We start from the raw sequence: 24959 nt of genomic DNA on the forward strand, positions 1-24959 counted from the left end.
TTAGAAAATAAGCTTAGCGTTGGCCTCCAACTTTATCTGATTGCTAAACCCTTCTTTAAAGTAACCAATAGCGCTTTGTTTTTCGCTTGGCTGATGATATTCAAACTCATAATCTCGATAGCCAATGAAATAATCTTCAATCCCAATTTTTTTCATATGTTCTATAGCTAGCATTTGTACAGTATGACCTATTGGGAGTTCGAATAATGAGCGCTCATAAATACCAACACTATACATACCTTGGCTATCGGTTGTATTGAAAATAGCGGCTCCAATTAGGGTTTGCTGCTTATCCCTTAAAGTGACAACAAAGGCTTGATTATTATTCACCATATTTCTTTGTTGCTGCCACGTTTCAACACTTCGCGTCTCTTTACCTGCCGTTTTGACGTGGAATAGCCTTATTTCTTCAATTTCATCGGCTGATATTGATGTACCAATGGAGTAGTCCCATAAATCTAGTCCTTTGTTGATGTATGAGCGATAACGCCTTCGAACAGATGCTTTTATTTTTTCGGTAGATTGTTCTAGATTCAAATATAGTGTGTGCTTATAGTTAATATTGCTGATATGAGGAGCAATAGTCTGTAACCATAATGCATCCGTATTTGGCTCAAAAGTACTCTCTAATGTTGCTATATCAAACAACTGCTGGCACCGAGAGATGAAGCTCAGGCACTGCTTGTAAATCGCCTTTTTGTGTTTGTCGGAAAGCTGACTTGAAAATAATGGAGGCATAATCCCTTTGCAATGGCTTTGTATCTGCCAGTTGTCATTTATCTTTGCTAAATTTAATGGCCAAATGGCAATAGGCTTGTTATTTGACAACAGAATAATGGAGGCATTTATTACTTGATAGTGGCTTGCTAAATAAGCCAAGTGATAGTTAGTAACCGCAAAAGTATAGTCGTTGTTTAGCTTGTCAGTGTTGTTTGACACTGTTGACCATTCAAGTTCGTGACTGTTTTGGGGTAAAAAGTTTTTAAAACTTTGCGCTTGTATTTCTTTTAACTTTTCAAACATTTTGATTCAAAATATTGGCAAATTACCATCTGGTTACCAATAAATCTTCTCTTGATTGTGAAAACGGTAGCTCAGTATTTTGAGGGAGAATATAAGTTTCGTAGCCCATCTGGCGGTAACGACTGCATAACATCATGACTGTGGTGTCGTCTAAACTATTTGGTTCAAATTGATTCCAGAATACTTTAGGAGTCTCATCGCTGTTGCTCCAGGCTTTGTGAAATGCTTGTCCTGATTCTGATGAAAGATAACGTTTTTTCTTGGTATTGTTAGAAATATCACCAATGAGCAGCATTCCTCCTGGGGCGAGCAGTTCAACTAAAGCATCGGTAAAGGCGATAAAATTTGCATGGCTATAGACACATTGGAACACGCCGTACGCGATAACAGCATCAAATGAACTCCGATATTTTTCAATCACATCGACTTGCGGAAATTGCCCTGCTATCTTTTCAATAAAGCTTGCGTTTGGCAGTTGCTCTAACATTTCTCCACTATCAACCAAGGTTAGTTGGTGTTGATGTCGGTGGCAATGCTGAATTAACTCAAGTACAGGGTAAGAGCACCCGCAGCCAACATCAATCACTTTTTTATTTGTACTCGTTAATAGTGGCAGTTTACTCAGTGTATCGGTAAAGATGTGTTTTTCACTTTCTTGTTGGCTAGCATAGCGACCACATTTTTCGGTGTTTGATAATGAATTATCGCTCGCTAATTTTTGGTAGTATTTAAAAACGTCCATCACTGGTCTCATTGCTCTCGTTCAATTCGGGACTTCTATCGTCTTACTATTAATAGGTCTTCTCTGGTATGGCTAAACGGCAAGCCTGATTGTTGAGGTAATAGGTAAGTCTCAAAGCCCATTTGTCGATACCTAAGGAGTAACATGGTAATAACGCTATCATCGAGACCTTGGGCTTCAAGTTGGTTCCAATTGACATCAGGTTTACTATTATCTCCAGTCCATTGTTGGTGAAATTCAATACCACTTTGCGATGATAGAAAACGCTTTTTTTTCGTTAAATTAGGCAAGTCAGCAATTAATAAATGCCCCAGAGGTGCAAGTAAAGCGACTAAGTTGTCAGTAAACGAAATAAAATTATGCTGCAAAAATGGGTATTGAAAAACACTGTAGACAATAATGGCATCTGCTTTACCTTGATATTGTTCAACAAAGGCTCTATCGGGAAATTGACAAGCTACTTTGGTGATATTGTTTTGTTCAGGTAAACGAGCCAACATCTCTTCACTATCAACTAATACAAGCTGTTGCTGATACGCATTAGCATTTGCGATCAACCGTTTGACCGGATCTGAGCAGCCACAGCCGATATCAATAATTGTAGTTTTTTGCTGCGTTAGAGCGGGAAGCTTGCTAACTACATCATCAAAAATATGAGTTTCATCGTCTTGTTGGCTGGCATAGCGACCAACGCGCTCGGTGTCTGACAAGCCAGCTGTCATTGCTTGTTTTTTGTAGTATTCAAAGTGATTCACTTTACATGTCCTAATAATTTCTAAAAGCTTGTGGTGCTAATTTTTACGATGGAACTGGGCGAATAACGTGCCAAAGCGCTTTGCTCATCTTTGAATATGAACCCAGCTAGCTGCAGTGCCTGCTTTGACATCAGTTTTGGCGATTTTACCAATAATCTCATCAAAGTACTTAGGTGCTAAGCCAAATCCAGGGCGTATACGGCGAAGATGTTTCGTTGTGATAACTTCACCAGCTTTTATATCTGTCACAAAGTAAATTGAACGCCTAAACCGTTTGTTTGCAACTTCCGCTGGCTTTTGGTCATATCCTGCTTCGCCAAGTGCATGCCAAGCTCGCTCTGTTTGAATGCAAAGTTGTGCCAGCTCATCTGGCTCCAATGAAAACTCGCTATCAGGGCCTTTTTCTTCTCGAGATAAGGTGACATGCTTTTCAATAACAGTTGCGCCTAGTGCTGTCGCTGTGACAGCAACCGTAGTACCTAATGTATGATCTGATAGGCCTGATAGTACCTCAAGTTTATTAGCGATATCGGGAATAGTGTTCACGTTGCTTTCTGAGATTGGTGCAGGGTACGCACTGATACAATGTAAAACGACAATGTCTTTACAGCCTGAGGTTCTGGCAGTAGTAACGGCCTGTTCAATTTCTTGAAAATTAGCCATGCCAGTTGACATGATTATTGGCTTACCTGTTTTGGCTACATATTTAATTAGTGGTAAGTCAGTAAGCTCAAACGAAGCAATTTTGTAGGCTGGCGCATCCAACTCTTCGAGTAAGTCAACCGCGCTTTCATCAAACGGGCTACTAAAAATAGTTATACCAAGCTCTCTGGCGTGTTTAAAAAGCGCCCTGTGCCATTCATAAGGAGTGTGAGCTTCTCTATAAAGCTCATAAAGGGTGTAGCCTTTCCAGGGCCCCTCAGTAATTTTAAAATCGCTTTTGTCACTATCGAGTGTCATAGTATCAGGCGTATAAGTTTGAATTTTTACCGCATCAGCTCCCATTTTCTTGGCCATATCAATACATGCCATTGCTTTTTCAATAGATCCATTATGGTTCGCAGAAAGTTCAGCAATGATATAAGGTGGGCTGTTTTTTCCTATCACTCGCTGGTCGATAATGATTTCTTGATTAGGCATGGCTAGTTGTTGTCTTCTCTAGTTAAATTGTTGGCTGGACGAATAAAATGTTCGTCCGATACTCTTCGATAATTGGCTTGGGTAAATAGGCTTTGTGAAGCTTTATTGGCTGTTGAAACGTACGCATGAATATTACGCTTAAAAAAGTGTTCATCAATTGCATGTAAGGCCTTGAGCGCGATATTTTGTCTTTGTAAATTAGGTGAGACCAGTATCGAGACCTCGTAGTCGCTAGTTTTAGGAATTAAATCGAGTCTGAGAACACCTGCCGGTTGTTCTTGAAATTCGATTATGTACATATGTCTTTTGGGGTTCGCTTGGCTAGCGTGATACCAGGCTTTATGCTCTTCCCAGCTTACTGGTTTGGGGTTACGAGAAAATTGCCTTATTTTAGGGTCTGATTGCCAATTAAAAACAGTTTTTATATCACTGTTTTGAGCAGACCTTAGGCTTACGCTTGGACTCAATAACCTAGATGCAATTCGGTACGCGCCTGTACCATCACATATTTCTAAAGCTTGAGTCACCATTGTGTCATACATATTTTTGTTTTTATTCAAACTTAATATTGCGCTTACTATTATTTGTGTATTGAGGTTTTGAGGCATCCCTAAATTGATTGACGCCCCTTTTTTAGAAACGTTATGGTTCACAAGACTTTGGTTTTCAGCCACTATAAGACTTAATGTTGGCAACCCCATACAGCAGCGCTCCCATGTTGTTGTCCCGCTTGCGCCAATTGCTAAATCGGCCTCGAGCATTAGGTTGCTAATATTCTTTGTGTCAATATGTAAGGTTAACCAGTCATATTTAAGCGATAAGCCGCTGAGTTCGCTTAAACAAGGTGTGCATCTGCTCGCAACAACAGCTACCTTTATAATTGGTAAACTAGAATCAATGTAAGCTTTTGCCAAAAGTCCAAGAATTTTTACACTAACGTTTTGCTCATCAATCCCACCCATTACTACCAGAATTTTTTTTATTGCGTTGGTCTTTTTTCGTTTGTCTATGGCTTGAACGCGTAGCTTTGCAAATTCGTTCCTGAGCAACATGTAGCGACTGCCCAGCATTGTTTGGCATTTTGGAGAGAGTAAAGAGAGATAATCTTGTTGCTCTCTACCATAGGTTTGATCAATTAGATAGTCTGCTAGGTGATGTCTATTGGCTAAATCGTCAATAACACAAAGCTTTTGATAATAGCCATTAAGCGAGTCTTGCCATTGGCTGTCAATGTGGTAGTGGTCAACAATGAGCAAGTCAATTTTATTTAATTTGCTAAACACCTGCTTGCATGCTGCAGAATCAACGTCTTGTTCCCATGTTTTGCAATCGACATTGAGCGCAAGTTCAATTAGTTTAATTCTCTCTTGTTGAATCAGTGCTTTTAAATTTTTAGGGAGTAAGCAGCAAACAAAGCACACATCAAGCTTGCTATTTAGGGAAAGCAATGCTTTTGCGAGCGTTAGACACCGCATTAAATGGCCAGTTGCCAGTTTAGGTGAGGCGTCTACTCGAAATACTATTGTTTTGATATTATCATCCAAGAGGATATGACGAGTATGATTCGCAAATGCCATAGTCTTTAGTTATCTAGTTTTAAATAGCGGCTCAAGTGGCGCGCAGTTAAGCTTTTCGATGACAGTATTACTATTTATAGCATTTTTCATGGTCTGCAACACTTCCCTGTACCCGTTGAGTAAAGTATCAACATGCGCATTTGTATGGGCGTAGCTGATATTGTGAGTACCAAATGTCAAAATCCCTCGTGCAAGCATTTCCTGCATATACAAGGTTTTTATTTCAAAACTTGTGTAGCCATTGTAGTCACCAAATTGTATGAACGACCATGAAGGGTGACCTGCCGTACTGGCAAAGTCTTGACAATCATATTTGACAATTAATTTGTTTAACTCAGTCAATAAGTATTGTCCTGTTCGTGTAAGTTGAGCTGGTACATTCAATTTATCAATTTTATCAAGTACGACTTTAGCGGCTGCCAATGCCGCAGTTTCACCTGCAAATGTGCCTGAGAAAAATACGTCTTCCATTAAATCCATAATCTCAGCTTTACCAACGATGGCTGATAGTGGAAAGCCATTGGCTAAGCCTTTACCTAGGGTGGCGAGATCAGGTGTTATACCAAAAAATTCTTGTGCACCGCCTTTAGCAAAACGACAGCCCGTAATCGTTTCATCAAAAACGAATACGATATTATTAGCCTTAGCTAGTGTTTGAACTTCTGCTAAATAGCCGTCTTTAGGGTATTCAACATTCATTGGCTCCATAATAATTGCAGCGACCTTTCCTTCGTATTGCTCTACTAGGCTTTTGAGTGCGTCAATATCATTAAATGGAAAGCTTTTCGTGAGTACTTGAGTGGCTTCTGGTACACCCAAGTTGCGAGCCGTAGAGCCAATGTACCAATCTTGCCAGCCGTGATAACCACAAACCAATACCATGTCTTTATTTGTATAGGCTCGGGCCAGTCGAATTGCAGCCGAGGTAGCATCTGAGCCATTTTTACCAAATCGCACTTTTTCTGCACAAGGTACAAGTGCTACGAGTTTCTCTGCTACCTCAACTTCTAATTTATGTGGTAGTGAAAAGCTAACGCCTGTTTGAATTTGCTGATAAACCGCTTGTGTAACATCTTCATCTGCATAACCAAGGGATACACATAACAGGCCATTCATAAAGTCGATATATTCGTTGCCGTCGATATCCCAGACTTTCGCACCTTTACCTTTTTCAAGGTAAAGCGGTGCTGCACCAACAGGAAACTGCGTTTTACTTTTGCTAAAGGTTTGCGAACCAAGTGGAATCGTTTGCTCGGCTCTTTTTAACCACTGCTCAGAGGATGAATACTGCCTACTCATATGGTTGCTCTTACTTGTACTTTGGTTATTTATCATTAGCGTCGTTATGCTGCTCTTGGACAATTGATGTTAAATATCCTTCGTTGCGCATTGTGTCTTGATTTAGGATCGCTAACTCTGGTTTATTGGTTAATAATTGGTAGATTTGCTCGTTCGTAAAATACTGACCTTGGCGACCTAGCGCCTGATAAATCTTTTCGACTAAAACAAAGTCATTTGGCTCATCAACGGTTAAGCGATAGTGAGAATAATCGACAGGGGAGACATAGTTACCTTTTTTATTGGCAAGTGTATTGCGAATGTAGGGAGTAACATGCTCAAGATCTGATTGTTTCTTAGCTTGTTGCCAAGCCGTTGTTAGCTGTTCAATGTTAAATACTTCAACGTCAAAGCCGTCAGGAAAGGTAGCAGGCTCAACATTTGACGTGTAGTCGTTACCTTGTGTTATGTGCGTGGCAATCACATCGTCAATAATTTGCGGATCCGCTAATGGGCAGTCGCCAGTGAGTCGCACAACAATATCTGCTTGATAGTGGTTTGCAGCTTGATGATACCTGTCAAGCACATTGTTTAAACTACCTGTATAACAAGCAACATTGAGCTGCTGACAAAGTTTAACAATTGCTTGATCTTCCTCCCTTGTTGAAGTCGCGACAACTAATTGTTCAATATTTTGACAACGTGCTAGGCGCTTAATATGATGCGCTAGCATAGGGGCGCCTAAAATGGGTTTGAGCACTTTGCCTGGCAAACGGCTGGAACTCATTCTTGCCTGTAAAATCGCGACAACGTTTAAATCATGTGTAAGGTGAGCAGTATTGCGTTTCATTTAATTACCTAGTTGCCAAAGGCTGGGATTGATCAAAGCTTGAATGTCTGAGGCAAGTTCACTTAGCGGCTGTGGGTTAATATTGATTGTTCTCGCTATTTGGTTGGCACGGACTATTTCGTGTAGCTGCGCTGAGCTACAACAACCAACAACAACCTGTTCAATGATATTATCGTCAATATTTTGATTAGCTTTAATATTCGTATCTAATACATGAAACAGAGCTAGACACATTACCAATGGTAGACAATGGAACTGTTTTACTAATCGGTCAAAACGAGCGAGCTGATCTTGGTAAGGCTGAAAATAGCTTGGCCGCTGATTTGCGGGCATTAGTAGTAAGCCTTGTAAAAAAGCTGAACGACAATGTAATTTTACAGTGTGTTTTTGGTAATCAGTCAGCAAAGAGCTTGAAACAAAGCGTTGATCTAAAACATTAACAGGCACTTGTAGTAGATCTAGTTGATATTGATTTTTTAACAGTTGCCACTGCTCGGGTTGATAAAGTGACACACCAATACGGCTAACCACCTCTTGCTGCTTTAGCGCCGCTAACTCTTGGTAAAAAACACTTCGCTTGGTATGGCTAATTAAATCATCGGCATGGTGAAACAATACAGCGTCTAATTGATCGCGCTTAAGCAAACGTAAGCTTTGCTCAATGTGAGGCATAATACTTGTCGTGTTATGCGCTAGTTTAGGTATTTTTGTCACTAATTCAAAGCGCTGGCTAATATTAAGCTGACCTAATACCTGTTCACTATTGCCATAAACACTGGCACTGTCTAGCAGTGTGATACCTGCATCGTGCGCCTGTTGTAGTATTGCTTCAACTTCGGTTGAGTTGACTTGGCCGCTTTGATTGCTAATGCCATAGTCAAGCCCAAACTGTACTGTGCCTAATGCTAATTTCATCTGTTAGATTAATTGCTCTGAGTTTATTTTTATTTGTGCTGTCGTTAATCGTATTAACTGATATGTTGGCGCAATATTACAGGAATATCGTGTTGTAAAATGTCGGCAAGAAATAACTTATCCCCTTTTACATGAGCATCGATCATAATATTTAATAAATCATGAAATGCCTGATTGTCTGTTAACCCGTGCGTCGACAATAATGCCGTGAATAGATCGATAAATTCGGCGTAAAGTGCACCAGCATGAGCGTCATGGCCAAGTCTAAAGGCATTGGCGACTTGTGTTGCTTCTTTCGCTACTTGCGATATTTGATCTATTTCGGTTGCCATAATATTGTGCCTGCAATTTGAGCGCCTTCAAGACTGCCGTTTAAAAAATTAATATGGTTATGTGCTGCAATATAGCGCTCTAAATCCCTTAAATAACCTTTTAGATTAGGCATACTCGAAACTTTTTCTCCGTGACCGTTAAACACCCAATCAACGGTGAACTGAACTGCATATTCAAGGGGGTTTTTGCTATGAGCAGATTTTTCAGGGTTAGCGTGGCTTTTGTTTTTGGTAAAAGCGAAGTCTGCGCCAAGTAAAACAATAGATTTGGCACCCAAATAAGCAGCAAGATCAACAGCTGGGTGAATAACACTGCCAGCAGAATAAAGGGCTGGACTGTCTATTTGCGCTTTATATGCCTGATACATAGGCGTATTACTGTAGCTAAAAAAGCGCTTTCCACGCCATTTTTCAATAACTTTTGTTGCGACGTTGGGAAAATACACAAGGCTAGTTGTAGACAATTTTTCATAGGTTAAGTCATCAAATAACCTATCTGATATAACATCAATAGAAATAACAATATCTGGCGTTATATTATGAGCAAGTAGTGTTTTTACACTGGCATCAAGTGCAATGATAAAAGGCTTGTTTTGTGATAACCAAGCTAAGTGGTCTTCAAGTGTTGGACCGGCCGCAGCGATATAAACCGTATCTGTTTTTAGCTTCGTCATTGCGCTAATGGGGGAGTCTTTGGAGATAAGTGCCAGATTTGTTTCTATAGTCTTAGTTACTTTCTCGGTGTTGTGGTTTGAGTTGATGAAGTCATGGTTAAGTTCCAATTGAATACGGTCTCTAAGTAATACGCATTCATCACTGGCAAGGGTAAGTTCCGCGGGGTTAGCACAAAAAGGGGCATATACCTCGTCAATTTCGTCGAAGTGGTAAAGCGTTATTTCTTTGGCTTTGAGCCAGTCTGTATGATCGAGTGCATTCATTACGTGGGTAAAAACACCAATGTTCAATATGACGATGTGTATCTGCTGCAGAGATTTATTTTGTAGGGCCAGTCTGGCGGTATCACCTAAGCCAATACCGTATATAAATGCACGCTTCGCATCGGCGGGAATGCGACTGAGTTGCAGTCTGGCTTCTGCGGTATGATTATAATTGGTAGTTAACTGAATATTATTGATGATGAGTGTGTTTTGCTCTGACTCTACGGTTAACTTAGCTAGATTTTCATTTTTTACGGCACGATAAAGTTTTGGCCACCTTGCCTTAACAATGTCCAGATTAGTTTGTAAAAAGCTCATTTATCACCTGTATACCGACTACACTTCAAGGTGTTTGATTTTGCGCCTGAATATTGTCACAGAGCTTACTTGCTCAGACATCCCCAATATCGGCCAATGTTCTGTTAAAAATGCCCTTTATAATATCTTTAATCGCTTTGGTCGTCGCGAAATATTTGTTATTTAGAGAGATTGATTGACCAACTAAAGCTAACCTGTACGCTGATTGATTGCTTTTCAGACAAATAAAAAACACGATAAAGCAAAAGATAAGTTTCCTCGTGAAATAGCTTGCCAAAAACCGTGCATACAGGCATGTTAAGCGCTAGTCAGACAAGTGAAAAAAACACAAGCTAACGTTGGGATTTGGGCATTGTGACAGCTTATTACCTGTCATCGATGTTGGATACAGATTAGGTGACAAACTGCGCTTTAAAAAATGTAGATTGACACATTACTCTGAATATTTTTCAGTGATGGTAGCGTGTTGAACGACCCATAGAAACTGCAGCAACTTTTATTGGCTCATTCCACCTTAGTGAGGCTCATTTTCAAGCACCAATTAAATCAAAGCTTAACGCTTTATCAACACGAATAATCAAATCGAAACTAAGTATTACTATGACTACGCATAAGAGAGCATTCTTGGATTTTTATGGGAAATTTAACATTTCCCCTGTTACCCAAGATATTTCTGATTTAAAAAAGCACTTTGAAAGACGTCAGGGGTTATACCTCCAATGTGGTATCGTTCCTTCGTTAATCGAAGGCAAAGATGTCATGGAAGTAGGCCCTGGAACAGGACAAAATGTTGTTTACACCAATGCACTTAGGCCGAAAACTTATGATCTGATTGATGGTAATAAAGCGAGTTGTGAACAAACTAAAGTAAACTTAGAGCATTACTTTAAAGGACAAGAAAATTATAAAGTTATCGCTGCTGACTTTAACGAGTATCAATCAGATAAAAAATATGATGTGGTTATCTGTGAAGGGACTATTCCATTTCAAAACAACCCAAGCGAGTTTTTGCTGAAATTATCTGGTTTTGTCAAGCCGGGTGGTTTTATGATGATCACCTGTATAGATCATGTTAGCTTTTTGAGTGACATGCTGCACAGATTACTCGCACATATTATTCTGGAAGAGCAAAACTTATCTATGTTCAGCTCTGATATCGAAGATATATTGCAAGCACTCACGCCTTTTTTCACCGAGCAGTTAAGCCATTTAAAGGGCATGTCTCGTAATATTCGAGATTTGATTTTAGACAACATCGTCCACCCCTTTGTTGGCAAACCTTTGTCAATTGCTCAGGCGGTCCAAACCTTAGACGAAAACTTTAATGTTTATAATGCTTCCCCTGGCTTTATCACTGACTGGCGTTGGTACAAAGATATTTACGGGAACAACATTTCTGCTAACCAAACGGTGATTAACTTATTTGGCAGTAATATTCACAATTTTATTGATTACCGCTCAACCGCGCCTGCTTTGGCCTCTGAAATAGGGGATCAGATCGTGGATTTATCAAGTAAGTTAGTAGAAGCTATTTTGGCAATTGGTGAAAATACTGATTTCAATATCTTGATACAAGATCTGCAAACTTGGCTTGAACAACTTTTAGCAATTAGTGAACAAAATAATTTATCTATTTCTGAGGCACTCAGGGACTTTTGCCAAACCTTAGCCTTTTGGCAAAAGACAGGGAAATTAGCCACTGAATTGACTGAATTCTCGCCTTGGTTTGGTCGAGGTCAACAGTATCTTAGCTTTATTCGCGATAGTGAGCTGACATTTATATAGGCTTGAGAACTGAGATAATTTTTCCTTTTCCTTGTTGCTAGTGCTTGCAACAAGGAAATAGGTCTGAATTATCTAAGCTTTACTTGCTCAGGTGCTTGTTGTTAGTTTTTATTTGAGCAATTGAACGGTCTGGTTTTTATCCTGTTAATTAGTCGAATAATTCGCTCATTGCTTTCATATTAAAATTAGCCCTGTACTTAATTAAGTTCTCTATAAATTTAGGGTATTCATCAGCGCGCTTGCGAATTGTTTCATTTAAATGGGGTAACTCATTTTCTGATATAACTATCCCTAAATTATGTTCGATGACTAGCTGACTGACAGACTTAAAGTTATCGACCACAATGATGGGCAAACCTGCTTCTATATAGGTAAATAGCTTGGACGGTAAGATCCTTTCATAGTGAGTTGGGTTAATCACTAACTCTTCAGTAGCAGAATGTAAAACGGTGCCAAAATCAAAGTTTGCTACTTGTTCTTTTAAGTGCCATGGCATAAAGCCATCTTTAAACGTAAAGTTTGAAAACTCATTCATTAAGTCATAAAAGTACCGATATTTTTCTTTCAGCATTTTATTGTCTAATGCTTTTGTGTGCTGAGGGTTATTGAAGATAGTCAATGACAAGCCTTGCTTTAGTATCGTTTTTACTGGCTTTTGTAATTTTGCATCAGAAAATACGATGTCTGGGCGGTCGTCAAAAGGGATCATAGCTGTATAAAGTAAACGCGGCTTCTCACTTAGTTTTCGTGTCTGTTTGGAAGAAAATTGTGAGAGAGGGTAGGTTGGAAACGTTACTATATTCTTGCCAAGCTTATTGTTTTTAATAGGTAACTTTTCTAGCGCTTCTGAGGTATAAGGCATTGTTACCAGTTGGGCATTTTCCAACATCATTAATTCAAAGGCTAAGTCAGCTTTAGCCTCTAAATGTGGTAGGTTGATGAGGTCAAAATATTTAATATCTTTAAGCAGAAGGTTTGACAAGTCATTGACATTACAATAGATAGGTTGCTTTGTTAGGCTACTAATATAAGCGTGCAGAAAATTCCAGCCAACCCAGGTTTGAACGAAAAACTGGCAATTTTGAGCCGGTGAAATCGCCTTTAAATCGGCAAACTTGTCGTAAAGAATGATGCTAGTAAAAAAGCTATTTTGCTCTTCAGGCACACCCCACCGAGTCAAAAGGATGGTTTCTCTGCCTTTTTCCATGAGTGCTTTGCTAACTCTTAAAAAGTGGTAATTGGGGCGATCAGAGATAAAGATTACTTTTTGTGAAAGGGCCTGTTCAACATTTATATCTAAGATTTTTGGGCTATGCAAAGCGCCAATATTTTCTCGGTATGTTGCTAAGTAATTATAAGGAGGCTTTTTATTCTCTATATACTCAGCAATGTGCTGTTCAATATTATTCATCTTTTTACTGCCTATAGCTATCTGCTAATCCTTGACCTTGCACACATTGCTTGGTTCTGTCCGGTATTCTCTTTTGAAATCTGCAAGGTACTGCGAATTTTTTGCTCAATTTTTTTTAAGAAGGCGCTAGCATGTGTATCGGCTTTGATATTTGTTAAGTCTTTATCGCTATAACAAGTCTTTTTCAGCTGCTGCTTGAGCTGTCTTGGTGAATTAAAATAACAAATAGCTTCCTGATAATAAGGCGGTTTAATCCTAGCTGAAGAACGGTTATCAAACGCGAGGGGAATACAGCCACTACTTATGGCTTCGATCACTCTTAGTTGCAGAATATAGCCGCCAGCAGGTACAAGCGAGAACTGAGCCTCATTATATTTTTTACTTATCTCTTCACCGTATTTAACACTCCCTTTATGGTAGGGGCTAAGAAGCTGATTATCGCGCCAGCCATCACCATAAATTTCGAGTTCGTATCCGTCTATATGCTTAACGATTTCCTCTAACAGGAGGTCTCGGTTGAAATAGTCTAGTAGTTCGTTAACATGAAAATCAGGAACCGCCAAAAAATCCGCTTCATTAAGTTCAATTGAGGATAACAGCTGATTTAATTTAGATTCTGTAACGTTCCAGTCTTGTTTAAATAGCTCAAGCAGCTCGTTGGTCAATATTTTTAAGTTATTTGTTCTCGAATACTTTTCCAAGCGGCTTTTATAAGAACTGCCAACAAAAACAATTTTCTTGTTAGAACGAGCTACATCGGAGCGCTCTTTGAAAACGTCTGAGTTTAAGAAAAAGTCTTGTCGGTTTGCCTTTACCCCTTTAGCAATAAGGCAGTCGTTAATCTCTTGGGTAAGGTAATACACATTGTCACGCTCCCTTAACCTTATCTTCGAATCATCGACTAGCACTAGGGTATGATCTTGAAACCAAATAACGTTAAACGTAGCTTCATTAAGAAAATGGTTTCTGACGCGATTAATGTTGAATGTAATATGAGGATTAAACTGGGCGATGGTTTTGACTCGCCGGTAATCGTCCATTAGTTCAACATCAGAGTTTTCGTCGTACAGTACCTCATAGCCCATTGCCTTTGCGGCATCTCTGATAATTCGATAGTTGTTAAGGACGACTTTTCCGCCATAATCGGCCCCAATATATATTCTTAACTTCTCATTAAAATCTAGCGGGTTACTGCGAACTTTAATGAGCAATTGTTGATAATGTATTTCTTTAAGCTGCTCATACTCATTTAGTTTATCAATAATGCACTGACTAAATTGGCAAATGTCGCCACTAGTGGCTCTGGTTTTTGGCTTTAGATTTTGTACATATGGTTTGGGTAGCAGTACAACACTGCCATTTTTCTTGACTATCTTGGTTGGCGGGCGAGTCCCTAATTCAAGTAAGTGTGCGGCAAAATCAGAGGGTAGATGAATAAGGTTTTCATCGGCTGTAATTATTTTACTACCAGTATAATAGCAAATTTGCAGGTGCTGATATGGCCCGATTAAGCTTTGCTGTTTTGCCGCTTTTTGCGCGTCTTGAGGCGATTCAAAGAAGCTGTCTTCAGTTAAGTTATGGTCAATATTCATGTGTCGTATCAAGCTAAATTGGCAAATTATTCGCTTTTTCAAGCATCTCTGGTGTCCCTATATCCAGATAAGGTAAGTCGCTTTGCCAACCGTTTAAGTGATCTACCATTTGGGGAATTATGTCGATAGACAACTCTCGATAAACTGAGTTGTCTAAGTTTTGAAAATATTTGGAGTAGACATTCGGTGAAAAAATAAAGAGTGCCCCACTGGCTAATTTACCGGGTGGATTGGGCACTTTTTCGTGAAACTCAACGATAACATTGTCTTGATTCAATTTTACTATGCCACAAGCGCTGGGTTGCTCTGTTTCAAAAAGTAACAAGCTAGCGTCAGTTTGGTTGATTCTTTTCTGGTGGTCTTTAACAAACGCTTGTAAGTCACTCATGCAAAAATTATCGGCGTGTATGACTAAGGTTTCTTCATTCTGCCAAAACTCCTTATTAGCGACTAAGGTGCCGGCAGTGCCGAGCAATTTATCTTCTTTGATCAAGGTTACTTTGCTTTTATAGGGCGATGTAGCGATAAACGCCGCTACTTTTTCTGACAAATAATGAAGATTAATTAAGATCTCAGTTACGCCCAAGGCATCGAGTTTTTCTAGCCAATACGCCAATAACGGCTTACCTTTTATCGGCACTAGACATTTTGGCATAGTATCCGTTAACGGCTTTAAACGAGTGCCTAAACCTGCGGCCAGCAGTATTGCTTTCATTAACTAAACGACTCTTTAACGGCTTGCACTAAGTTACTTTTAGCAAGTGGCGTGTTGCCTAGAGTGTCTACTTGGCAAGCGGCAGCAATACTGGCTATGTAAAAGGCTTGCCACGGAGATGCGCCAGCAGCGATTGCCAACGAACTGGTCGCTAAAAAGCAATCGCCTGCGCCAGCAGGGTCGGCGGCATTTTTGTTAATTGCAGGGATTCTGTCGTTAACCCAGTTGTCGTTTTTATAATCTGGAATATGGATAAATATACCTTCATCAGCTAGCGTGATGACAAGGTTATCAGGTGTTGATTTATCACAGAGCTTTTTCGCGAGAATGACTAAACCATCGTCTGAATTGTTTAACGCGACCCGAACTTCTTTCTCTGTCGGGGTCACTAATAAGGTATTTTTGTAGCGTGAAATATCGCCAACCTGCGATGAAGTCTGGCTATCGGCAACAACTCTAATGCTGTGTGTGCGGCACAGCTCCATTAGTCTCTCAACCAATGTTTGTGGTAATACGCCATAGTTAAAGTCAGAAAAAACCATAACGTCAGTATGTTCAGCTAATGTGTTAAATTGGTTAACTATTGCCTCTTGAAGCTCTTGTGAAATCTTGTGGTGGCGAACTTGATTGACTCTTAACAGCGTTTTTTTATCAACCCGATAACGAGTCTTTAATGGCGTAGGGCGGCTGTTATCTGAAAAAATATGGTGAGCTATCTTATAGTTTGCGATGTTTTGTTTAACATATTGTGCTTTTTCATCATTACCTGTTACCGAAAGTAAGGTTACAGTGTTTGCTCCGATGGCTTTTATGTGGCCAGCGGTTATCGCCGCACCACCAAGAAACATATCTTTGCTAGTAGGTGTCATCACTATGGTCGGATCTTCCTGAGATAGTCCTACGGCGGAACCTTGCACATACTCATCAACAATCACCTCACCAATAACAACGACATTAAGCCGTTTCATTTTTTCGATGGTATTTAAAATTGAGTGCTCATCGATTTGATGACGCTGCGCATACTGGCTAATTTCGGAAAAGTCGAAGCTTCTACCTATCTGGTGTCGAGATGAAAAATATAGCTCTGTTGCCCGTTCAAATTCACCCGAACCAAAAATGAGCTTACCGCCATAGGTAGCTAATGCAGATTCTTCGGGGTTATCAACTGATTCAAATTCTTTGCCTTTGACCACGACTTCAGGTTGTAACTCTTGAATGATGGCTGAAGCCGGCTTTGAAGTTAAAAAGGCTTGGTCAACTGACTCAAGTGATTTAACTAGCTCTAATCGATCTTTTTCATTGATTTGACAACAATTATTAGTACTTTCATCGCTGTTCACTGCAACAACTAATCGCTGTCCACATTCTTTGGCAAATTTTAAAAGCCTGACATGGCCTGGGTGCAAAATGTCAAATTTGCCTGTGACTAATACTGTTTGCATCTGGTTGAAGCGTGCCTTTTTGCGTTAGATAAAGTTCAAGTGTTGAGGCGGTGTGCCTGTTGGCTTTTCTAGTTTGATTATGCCTTTTTCCACCTTGTCGAGAAACTCGTTGGGTTTGTGCTGTAAACACAAGGAGCCACACATGGTTTGGGCATCAAAGTTCATTGACGCTAAGTGCCTCATTATTTCCCAGTATTTTTCACTTTTTACGATGTCTTTAAAGCGCTGTGTGGTGATATTACCAATATGGAATCGTTTATATTTCTCGTTAAATAACATACCGCAGGGGGCAATTAGCCCTGAGCCAGATATTTGTATTTGAAACGGGGCACCGTAACAACGTTGATAACTTCGTTTACCTTCCGCGTTAATTTTTGACCACTTCACTGATACTTGATAGGTATCATCACTATATGATTCTGCCTCTTCTAAAATATGAGTAAGCTCCGCATACTTAGAGTAGTCTACGCCTAGTTGACCTTCTTCATTGTCACTAGTGTGCTTAACAACAACATAGTCAGGGCGAATTTCTTTGCCTAATTTGGCTAATGGAACGACTTGGTCGGCATCTTCTGGCATTAATACCATTTGCAGACCAATGGTTACGTCGAGATTATCGCGTTTTTTAATTTCAACCATGTCTTTTACATTCTGAACAACGCGATGAAAATGCTTCTCCTTGACTCCCATAATTTCAGCGTAGCGCTTTGGCTCGCCGGCAGAAAAATTCAACCTTAGATAAGTCAGGTGTGGCAGAATTCGCTCTAGCATTTCATATTTAAAATTGTAACCATGACTGGCAACCGCCATTGAAATACCGAGTTCAGCGCCTTTAATAATAGTATGTTCAAAGTGCGGAGAGAGTGTACTTTCGCCATCGCTCACTAGCGAGATGGCTTTTACGCCTAGCTCTTTGCAGTCTTCTAAAAAATGATCGATATGCTCTTTGGTGATATCGAATCGATCATTTTCTTGTAGTCTGGCATAACAGAAATGACAACCATAATTACATGCACGAGTCAGCGCCATATCGATAGTAATAGGTGGGATCTGCTTACCTTCTTTCCAGTCTAAAATTCGGTCGTGATGCCATGCGATTTTAGTTTCGTCTAATATCAGTTTATTTTCTTTTGGTGTTGGCATCTTTAATCTCCTCAAGAACAAAAATAACGGGAACGCCGTTGAGTTTTACTCGGGTCTGTGCCTCAAGCTCAATTAACGTATGGTGAAATTGGCTTTTTGGCATCAAGCTGCTCAGATCTACTTTGATACAAGTACCTTTACAGTTAATAAATACTTTTTTGTAATCGTAAAGCGTGTTGCCATCAAAAAAGCGATCCAATACTGTTTTTATGGCGCTTTCTTTTGCTGAGTCATTTAAGTTAGCCCACGCTTGATAGCTTGTACTTGTATAGCGAGCGCTATCTGGCTGCTTCGACAAGTTGAACACTTCCTTGATGAGTGTGTCCATTGTTGCCAGCGAAGGAATTGAGCTGACAAACAAAATTCCCTTATTTTGTGTATGCGTTTTGGTGGTGTTTGCTTCAAGTACCATTTTGGCACCATAGTAGGCGGCATCAGCTACCTTCATTTTTGTAATCGTTTGGCAGAAGGCATCGACATATTTATCTTCTTTATTAGCAGAAGCATGCTCAATATGTTCCCCCGTTAAATGTATTGTTAACGAGATATCACCGTCTGTGACTTTGTATGTATTTTCCATTTTTTAGCTTGTTTTGGTTAACGAGAGCGCATATAAACTGGCCCACTGTGTGAGAGCATTGAGGCGACATCTTGTGTCAAGGTTTTTGGCGTTGGCGAGAATATTTTTACATTCTTTAATATTGAAATAAGTGCAATATCATCGTCATCCATGCAGTGGCTTCGCCCGAGCGGAGAAAAATAATTATCCGCACCTACACCGATAACTTTCACATTTAAATTGTGTTCATTGATGTCGTAGCGGAATTGTTCAAATGCTCTCATTGTAATGAAAGGGATCTGTGAATAAACAATCGGTGACATCCCCGTCATTGCAAGCCCTGCTGCGATACTCAGCGTAGCTTGTTCATTGATACCTGTGTTGAATGCTCTATTGGCATGGTTATCAAAGAATTCATCGAGTACAGCAAAACCCATATCGCCAGCTAAAAGCACCTTTTTTTCATCTTGTTCAAAAAACGGGTAAATGGCATTCATTACCTCTTTTTTTGATACTAATTCAGTCATTTTGTCGCCCTTGGTAAACATAGCCATCTTCCGTTGGGCAACGATAATGATGCTTTGCGGAGTTTTCTATCAAGTCAATACCTTTGCCTTTGATGGTACGAGCAAAAATCACGGAAAAATTATCGCGACTCTGGTTAAAAAATTTATCAAAGGCTTGTTTTATTTGTCCCTCGTTATGTCCGTCAATATCGTCGATCGGTTGCTCGGTAAAGCCATTTAAAATGTGCAGTAATTTGTTATTACTAACGGTAACATCTTCTACTTTTCCCATTGCTTGAAAGTCATTGGCATCGACAATGATCAAGAGGTTGTCTAAGTTAAAGCGATGGGCTAACAGTAGGGCTTCATAGTTACTGCCTTCTTGCATTTCACCGTCACCCACTAAACACACGACTTTGTTGGGTTTATTTTGCAGCTTCATGGAAAGCGCCATACCAACGGCTATCGGTAAGCCATGACCCAGCGAGCCTGTTGATGCCTCAATCATGTAGTCTGAATTTTCGGTCAGACAACCTTTCAGTGTTGATTTTTCTGTATTGAAATGATCAAGCTCCCAGTTAGGGATATAACCTAGCTCATTTAAAATAATATAATAGGCATAAGCACCATGACCTTTGCTCAAAATAAACCTATCTCTGGTTTCGTCTTTAGCGTCATTTAGGTTGTAGTTTAAATAATCACGGTAAAGTACCGTTAACAGCTCTACTGTTGATAGTGCAGGTGCGAGATGACCTGCTTTAGTATTGCAGGAAAAAGCAATGGTTTTGTCACGAACAGATTCTGAATTTAACATTGTTATTTACTCAAATGCTTAAACCAGTCTTTAGTGGCTTCCTCTATGCTAGATTCGTTCCAGACTGGAGCATCACTCCATAAGTGGATATTTTCTAGCATAATTTTGACGCCTTCTTCTATGCTGACTTTGGGGGACCAATGTAACTTTGTGTTTATTTTGGTAATATCTGCGAAGGTGCAATCTGGTTCGCCGGGGCGTCGGGGAATATAGGTTTTATCACCACCAAGCAACTCAGCTAAATAGTTAATACTGTAGGTATTGCCGCTACCAACATTAAACACTTCATTGCGATATTCACTCTTACTGGCGGTAAAGCAGGCGTCAACCACGTCTGTTACATAAGTAAAGTCGCGTGTTTGTTCGCCATTACCAACAATGGTGAGTGGCTTGTTGTTGAGTATTTGTGCCAAAAATACACCAAAAACTGCGCCATAAGCGCCAGAAGTTCTATGCCTTAAACCATAAACGTTGAAAAAACGCATAGAGATAACAGGTAAGTCATATACTTGACCCCAATGCAGAGCGTATTGCTCACCAATATTTTTCGTTAATGCGTAAGGGTATTCAGGCTTTATCGCTGTATTTTCGGGGGTTGGATAAACATCAGGAATACCATAGCAAGAGCTTGAGGCGGCATAGATAAACTTTTTTAATGCTGTTGAGTGTCTGCTCGCTTCAAGGATATTCAGTGTGCCATTAACATTGGCGTCATGGTATTTGCCTGGTGATTGGATCGAAGGAACGATATCGGCAAGCGCTGCAAAGTGAAAAACATAGTCAACGTCTTCTAGTAATTGCACCAAATCTATATTCGGGTTGGCAATATCGGTTTCAATAAACTCTATATCTTGTTTTACATGCGCTAAGTTACTGAGCCGGCCATTGACTAAATTATCAACTACTATCACGTCAAAGTTATTGGCAACGAGTAAATCGACCATATGTGAGCCAATAAAACCCGCTCCTCCTGTTACTACTGCTTTCATTAAATACCTCTAAATAAAGTTATCATGGGCTTGTGGGTGGGCCAATCGGTCTAAATAGCGATTAACTTCATCCATACGGCAATTAACGCGACAATTTTTGATGTCTAGCTTTTCTTTGATAAATTCATAAGATTGTTTGCGCTTTTCACTTTCCCAAATTTCTTCGAAGTTCTGCTCATATATATTTCCGTAGCAAAAGTCTTCATTACCTAAATAAGCACTACAGCCAAATACTTTGCCGTCGGTGGCAATGTATGCCCAGAAAAAAGGTGTTGAATTACATTGTTTATAAGGTTGCTTTTGGGCTATGTGTTTTTTCATAGTGTTCGCGCGAAAAACAACCTGAAAATCTCGGGTGTTAAATGCTGTAAGTTCTTTTTCCAGGTCGAGCATTTTTGTGTAATCAATACACTCGTACTTATGAGTAATACTTGATAGGTGCTGGGAGTAGGGTTTAATCACTAAATAATCTAGCCCAATCTCTTTGCATGTTTGAGCCAAAATTTTGGCATCATTCATGTTGTCGGGAAGCAATACCATTTGAGCGCCAAGCGTACATTTGAGGTTGTTGTCATTTCGGTGCTGGATGGCTATTTTTAAGTTGTTGATAACCGTTTCAAAGTCACGCTCTTTTGTTTGGTGTATTTGGGCGTAGTTTTCAGCAGTCCCCGCATTCAAACTTACTTTTATCCATGAGCAATGTTCCATTAATGTTTCAATATTTTGCTTTCTAAGTGGTACAAAGTTAGTGGTAAGTGCGGTATCTATACCAACGTTTGATGCATGTTCGCAGATTTTATCCAGATTCTTAAAAAGCAGCGGCTCACCTTCACCGGCAAACATCACGCTTTTAACCCCCTTATCCGCCATATTGGTTATCGTGTTTTTCAGTACATCATAGTCAATACTGATGTTTTTATAGCCCATATAGTCAAGTGCACAAAAGGTACAGCGATGGTTACAGCCACCAAAAGGAGATATTTCGACATAAACAGGGTATATTTTCTTTAATTTTTCCCAATTGTTTTGTTGGCGGCCCTCGTACCAACTCGCCACTCTTACGGGGTGTAATATCAGTTTATGTGAGTCAATTGCATATTTATCTGTCATCGTGAGCAAGCCTTTTGGGATGGTTATTTATGTTCATCAGCACTGTGTAAAGCAACCGCATCTCTAAGTGATTGCATGATGATATGACCTAAAATTACCTGAGTATCTTCAGAGATTTGCATATCGTCAATATTGAAATGGAACGCCAGATCAACTAAGTTTTTCGCTTTGCCACCGTCAAATCCAAGAATCGCGATTGTTTGCATTTCTTTTTGCTTAGCTTCTTCTATTGCTTTGATAATATTTTCTGAGTTGCCACTGCCTGACAGCACTAATAATATATCACCCGTTTGGCCTTTGACCTTTAGCTGATGAGAGAATATATTCTCATAACCAATATCATTACCCAGGCAAGTGAGCACTGAACTGTTGGCCGCCAATGCCTCTACATTTAGGGCGTTGCCTTGAGGGTTTACGCCAAAGGTATAGTCATTTGCTAAATGAATAGCATTAGCTGCACTGCCGCCGTTACCACATATAAACAAAGTTCTATTGTTACTTTTCAGGTTTAATAGCATTGCTACCATCAAATCGACATCTTGATGGTTTAATTGTGTTAAAACTTTGGTTAAGTTTTTGGTGTAACGAGTAACGAGTAATTCAGTGCTACTGTGTTTTACTGCGTTATCGAGGCTGCCTTTCATGCATTATTTCCTGTTGTTAAATGTTGCGCCTAATGAATCTAATAGCGCCTACCTGTATAAGGCTTTAAGTTTAGCTTCCAAGGTTTCGTTCTTAGGTGAGATTAGGCTGCGTATTTGTATCGGCAATTAATAAGATTGATTTAATTTGCCAACTCATATTGACGATATGGAGGCATTTTTTATCTATATTATTAGACTGAAAAAGATAACACTGAAGGTATATAAATCCTATAGCAATATCTTAAATTAGCGGTTATTAGCTTAATCTCTGTACACTTACCCAAATTTAAGCATTTTTCTGCTCAACATGACGATTAATCTCTGCAATTTCTGGATGAGCCAATAGGACTTTTTCTAGTGCAGGGTAATCAAAGTCGGTCTGGTAGTTCATCAATTGGAATACTCGCTCAATGGCTTTAAAATCATCGGCTTCATCTAAGGTTAAACGAAAATGCGTGAGATCTTGCTCGGCGTACAATACCCGATTGTTTATCGTTTGAACTTTGCCCATACCCAGAGTGACGTGCTCTCTGTCGGCTGCTGATGTGGCAATCAAATGGGTTTTTTCCAATAACTCAAAGCCAAAGATGCAGGCATCAAGCCCCCTTGGATAACCAGAATGAGGGCCTAAACTGACCATATCATACTGCCCCGTGTTAAATTCGTTCACGGACTGTTGCACCAGCTTTACATCAACTAAGGGGCAATCGCTGGTAATTCTTATCACTGCGGTCTCTTTTGTCGCACCATGGGCTTTGGCGGCAAAGTAGTAGCGACCAAGTACATCATCTGTACTCCCTTGAAAATAGCCAACGCCAAGCTTTTGACAAAGCGCTACAATAGGCGCTTCGCTACCATCATTTGTGGTGGCAACAATGATATGCTGTTTTAATGGCGCTAAACGTTCAATGAGCCACTCAAGCATCGGCTTGTTCGCCATTTTCATCATCACTTTTTCGGGGAGCCGAGTTGACGTCATTCGCGCTTGAATAATTATTTGCAGTGACTGCAGAGCATTGCTCGCATCCAATGATTTTGGTGTTTGTGAGCAAGGCAAAGGATTATAGTCTGGCATTATTCGTACTAATTAGCCTGAAAATGTTAAAGTCCTGCAAACTTTACACTAACTGTGCTTTGGTCACTAGCGGCATAAGCCAAACTTTATCGGTTTGCGCATGATTCTTGCTGTACTTTGTTTGTTGTCTTTGCAGCTAGCAGATTCCATTAGTTGTGTGAAACATAGTTCTATGAAAAAATTAGTTTTCTTGCTAATGCGAGTAAAGTTAGCAAGTGCTGTCGAGTTTAGGAGTTGTTGTGACATTTAATGCTGAAATCACCATAGCGGGTCGTCCTATTGGCCCCAATCAGCCGACATATATTATTGCAGAAATGTCTGCCAACCATGGTCAAGACCTAAACAAGGCTAAAGAGTTAGTGTATGCCGCTAAAGAAGCTGGCGCTGATGCCATAAAGTTACAAACTTACACGGCTGATACACTGACGCTCGATTGTAAGCTTCCTCACTTTGCAGCTCAGGGTGCATGGCAAGGTCAATATCTGCATGATCTATACACAGGCGCTTATATGCCTTGGGATTTTCATGCGCCACTATTCGAACTTGCTAACAAACTGGGCCTCACTTGCTTCTCTTCGCCATTTGACAACAGTGCCGTTGATTTATTGGAATCGTTGCACGCACCAGCTTATAAAATTGCTTCTCCTGAATTGATAGACCATCAACTGATTGAGTGTACAGCGAATACAGGTAAGCCTGTGATTATGTCAACAGGAGGTGCCACACTCAACGAAATCACCGAGGCGGTAGCTGTCGCACGTCGTGCTGGGGTTACGGAATTGTGCTTGTTAAAATGTACAAGTACTTACCCAGCACCGCCAGAGAGTATTAACTTGAGAACGATTAAGCATCTCGCTGACTCTTTTGGTTGCCCAGTGGGTCTCTCTGATCACACTTTAGGTAACAGTGTGCCGATTGCCTCTGTTGCCTGTGGGGCTCAAGTAATTGAGAAGCACTTTGTAATGAGTAAAGATGATGACACGGCTGATAGCTTTTTTTCCATGACGCCTGATGAGTTATCTGAATTGGTGATTGGGGTTAGGCAAGTGGAAAAAGCACTGGGTAAAATTCACTACCCTAGCGAACCATCGCCGCATCGACGTTGTTTATACGTTACAAAAAATGTTAGGGCTGGCGAGCGATTAACAGCAGATAATGTCGCTAACCTTCGACCAGGTGGTGGCAGCATGATGCCCAAAGACATTCATCATGCGATAGGGCGCAGCGCGGTGCGAGATTTAGCGCGCGGTACTCAGTTAGATTGGCAAGACTTTATATAAATCTCGTTTTGGTTATCAAAGGGCAC

24 protein-coding genes are annotated in these 24959 nt (G+C 40.1%); 2 read left to right on the forward strand and 22 right to left on the reverse strand.

Going from position 1 to position 24959, the window contains the following annotated elements; translation table 11 throughout:
• The 10 genes from DXX93_RS05280 to DXX93_RS05325 all read right to left on the reverse strand — a co-directional run bounded on the left by DXX93_RS05280 (position 1) and on the right by DXX93_RS05325 (position 9868).
• Positions 1 to 1023 carry a hypothetical protein gene (locus tag DXX93_RS05280; RefSeq protein ID WP_116007161.1) on the reverse strand — a complete coding sequence of 341 codons (1023 nt, stop codon included), beginning with the start codon at positions 1021 to 1023 and terminating at the stop codon, positions 1 to 3.
• A 22-nt stretch (positions 1024 to 1045) separates the two neighbouring features.
• Positions 1046 to 1777 (reverse strand): class I SAM-dependent methyltransferase, encoded by a 732-nt coding sequence (locus tag DXX93_RS05285; protein WP_116007162.1) that lies wholly within the window; start codon positions 1775 to 1777, stop codon positions 1046 to 1048.
• Between the two features lie 23 nt (positions 1778 to 1800).
• Positions 1801 to 2520: a class I SAM-dependent methyltransferase gene (locus DXX93_RS05290; protein ID WP_116007163.1), complete on the reverse strand. Its 720-nt coding sequence runs from the start codon at positions 2518 to 2520 to the stop codon at positions 1801 to 1803.
• Between the two features lie 84 nt (positions 2521 to 2604).
• Entirely contained in the window at positions 2605 to 3660 is a 1056-nt protein-coding gene (pseI, locus tag DXX93_RS05295; protein ID WP_116007164.1) for a pseudaminic acid synthase, read from the reverse strand.
• A gap of 2 nt (positions 3661 to 3662) precedes the next feature.
• Complete coding sequence (gene pseG, locus DXX93_RS05300) at positions 3663 to 5237, reverse strand: UDP-2,4-diacetamido-2,4,6-trideoxy-beta-L-altropyranose hydrolase (protein WP_116007165.1); 1575 nt, start codon at positions 5235 to 5237, stop codon at positions 3663 to 3665.
• 9 nt (positions 5238 to 5246) lie between these two features.
• Positions 5247 to 6536 carry an aminotransferase class III-fold pyridoxal phosphate-dependent enzyme gene (locus DXX93_RS05305; protein WP_116009840.1) on the reverse strand — a complete coding sequence of 430 codons (1290 nt, stop codon included), beginning with the start codon at positions 6534 to 6536 and terminating at the stop codon, positions 5247 to 5249.
• A gap of 25 nt (positions 6537 to 6561) precedes the next feature.
• Positions 6562 to 7365: a cytidylyltransferase domain-containing protein gene (locus DXX93_RS05310; protein WP_116007166.1), complete on the reverse strand. Its 804-nt coding sequence runs from the start codon at positions 7363 to 7365 to the stop codon at positions 6562 to 6564.
• Entirely contained in the window at positions 7366 to 8280 is a 915-nt protein-coding gene (locus DXX93_RS05315; RefSeq protein ID WP_116007167.1) for an aldo/keto reductase, read from the reverse strand.
• A gap of 53 nt (positions 8281 to 8333) precedes the next feature.
• Positions 8334 to 8612, reverse strand: a complete 279-nt coding sequence (locus tag DXX93_RS05320; protein ID WP_116007168.1) for a hypothetical protein — start codon at positions 8610 to 8612, stop codon at positions 8334 to 8336.
• Positions 8597 to 9868 carry a motility associated factor glycosyltransferase family protein gene (locus tag DXX93_RS05325; protein ID WP_116007169.1) on the reverse strand — a complete coding sequence of 424 codons (1272 nt, stop codon included), beginning with the start codon at positions 9866 to 9868 and terminating at the stop codon, positions 8597 to 8599. The genes DXX93_RS05320 and DXX93_RS05325 overlap by 16 nt, the downstream gene beginning before the upstream one ends.
• Positions 9869 to 10468: 600 nt before the next feature.
• On the opposite strand from DXX93_RS05325, the gene DXX93_RS05330 reads away from it, so the two are divergent.
• Entirely contained in the window at positions 10469 to 11653 is a 1185-nt protein-coding gene (locus DXX93_RS05330) for a methyltransferase domain-containing protein (protein ID WP_116007170.1), read from the forward strand.
• A 148-nt stretch (positions 11654 to 11801) separates the two neighbouring features.
• Here DXX93_RS05330 and DXX93_RS05335 read toward each other — a convergent pair whose 3' ends face one another.
• From DXX93_RS05335 to DXX93_RS05390, 12 genes are all read right to left on the reverse strand, one after another.
• Positions 11802 to 13064 (reverse strand): hypothetical protein, encoded by a 1263-nt coding sequence (locus DXX93_RS05335; protein ID WP_116007171.1) that lies wholly within the window; start codon positions 13062 to 13064, stop codon positions 11802 to 11804.
• Between the two features lie 17 nt (positions 13065 to 13081).
• Positions 13082 to 14656, reverse strand: a complete 1575-nt coding sequence (locus tag DXX93_RS05340; protein WP_116007172.1) for a glycosyltransferase family protein — start codon at positions 14654 to 14656, stop codon at positions 13082 to 13084.
• 13 nt (positions 14657 to 14669) lie between these two features.
• The gene (locus tag DXX93_RS05345; protein ID WP_116007173.1) at positions 14670 to 15371 is read right to left on the reverse strand and encodes a nucleotidyltransferase family protein; all 702 of its coding nucleotides are present in this window, start codon (positions 15369 to 15371) and stop codon (positions 14670 to 14672) included.
• Positions 15371 to 16813: a PfkB family carbohydrate kinase gene (locus tag DXX93_RS05350; RefSeq protein WP_116007174.1), complete on the reverse strand. Its 1443-nt coding sequence runs from the start codon at positions 16811 to 16813 to the stop codon at positions 15371 to 15373. Before DXX93_RS05350 ends, DXX93_RS05345 begins: the two co-directional genes overlap by 1 nt.
• A 24-nt stretch (positions 16814 to 16837) precedes the next feature.
• Positions 16838 to 17956, reverse strand: a complete 1119-nt coding sequence (locus tag DXX93_RS05355) for a radical SAM protein (RefSeq protein ID WP_116007175.1) — start codon at positions 17954 to 17956, stop codon at positions 16838 to 16840.
• Entirely contained in the window at positions 17934 to 18536 is a 603-nt protein-coding gene (locus DXX93_RS05360) for a hypothetical protein (protein WP_116007176.1), read from the reverse strand. Before DXX93_RS05360 ends, DXX93_RS05355 begins: the two co-directional genes overlap by 23 nt.
• Before the next feature lie 17 nt (positions 18537 to 18553).
• Positions 18554 to 19042 carry a transketolase gene (locus DXX93_RS05365; RefSeq protein ID WP_116009841.1) on the reverse strand — a complete coding sequence of 163 codons (489 nt, stop codon included), beginning with the start codon at positions 19040 to 19042 and terminating at the stop codon, positions 18554 to 18556.
• Positions 19035 to 19835, reverse strand: coding sequence for a transketolase (locus tag DXX93_RS05370; protein WP_116007177.1), 801 nt, complete (start codon positions 19833 to 19835; stop codon positions 19035 to 19037). The genes DXX93_RS05365 and DXX93_RS05370 overlap by 8 nt, the downstream gene beginning before the upstream one ends.
• 2 nt (positions 19836 to 19837) lie before the next feature.
• Entirely contained in the window at positions 19838 to 20824 is a 987-nt protein-coding gene (locus DXX93_RS05375) for an SDR family oxidoreductase (RefSeq protein ID WP_116007178.1), read from the reverse strand.
• A 9-nt stretch (positions 20825 to 20833) separates the two neighbouring features.
• Positions 20834 to 21934, reverse strand: a complete 1101-nt coding sequence (locus DXX93_RS05380) for a radical SAM protein (RefSeq protein WP_116007179.1) — start codon at positions 21932 to 21934, stop codon at positions 20834 to 20836.
• A 23-nt stretch (positions 21935 to 21957) separates the two neighbouring features.
• On the reverse strand, positions 21958 to 22578 hold the full coding sequence (locus DXX93_RS05385) for an SIS domain-containing protein (RefSeq protein WP_116007180.1): 621 nt from the start codon (positions 22576 to 22578) through the stop codon (positions 21958 to 21960).
• Between the two features lie 286 nt (positions 22579 to 22864).
• Positions 22865 to 23653: a cytidylyltransferase domain-containing protein gene (locus DXX93_RS05390; protein WP_116007181.1), complete on the reverse strand. Its 789-nt coding sequence runs from the start codon at positions 23651 to 23653 to the stop codon at positions 22865 to 22867.
• 239 nt (positions 23654 to 23892) lie between these two features.
• Between DXX93_RS05390 and pseI (DXX93_RS05395) the strand changes: the two genes are divergently transcribed.
• Entirely contained in the window at positions 23893 to 24933 is a 1041-nt protein-coding gene (pseI, locus tag DXX93_RS05395) for a pseudaminic acid synthase (RefSeq protein WP_116007182.1), read from the forward strand.
• Positions 24934 to 24959: the final 26 nt, after the last annotated feature.

Origin of the sequence: Thalassotalea euphylliae (assembly GCF_003390335.1) — a bacterium.
In the GTDB taxonomy this organism is placed as follows: domain Bacteria; phylum Pseudomonadota; class Gammaproteobacteria; order Enterobacterales; family Alteromonadaceae; genus Thalassotalea_F; species Thalassotalea_F euphylliae_B.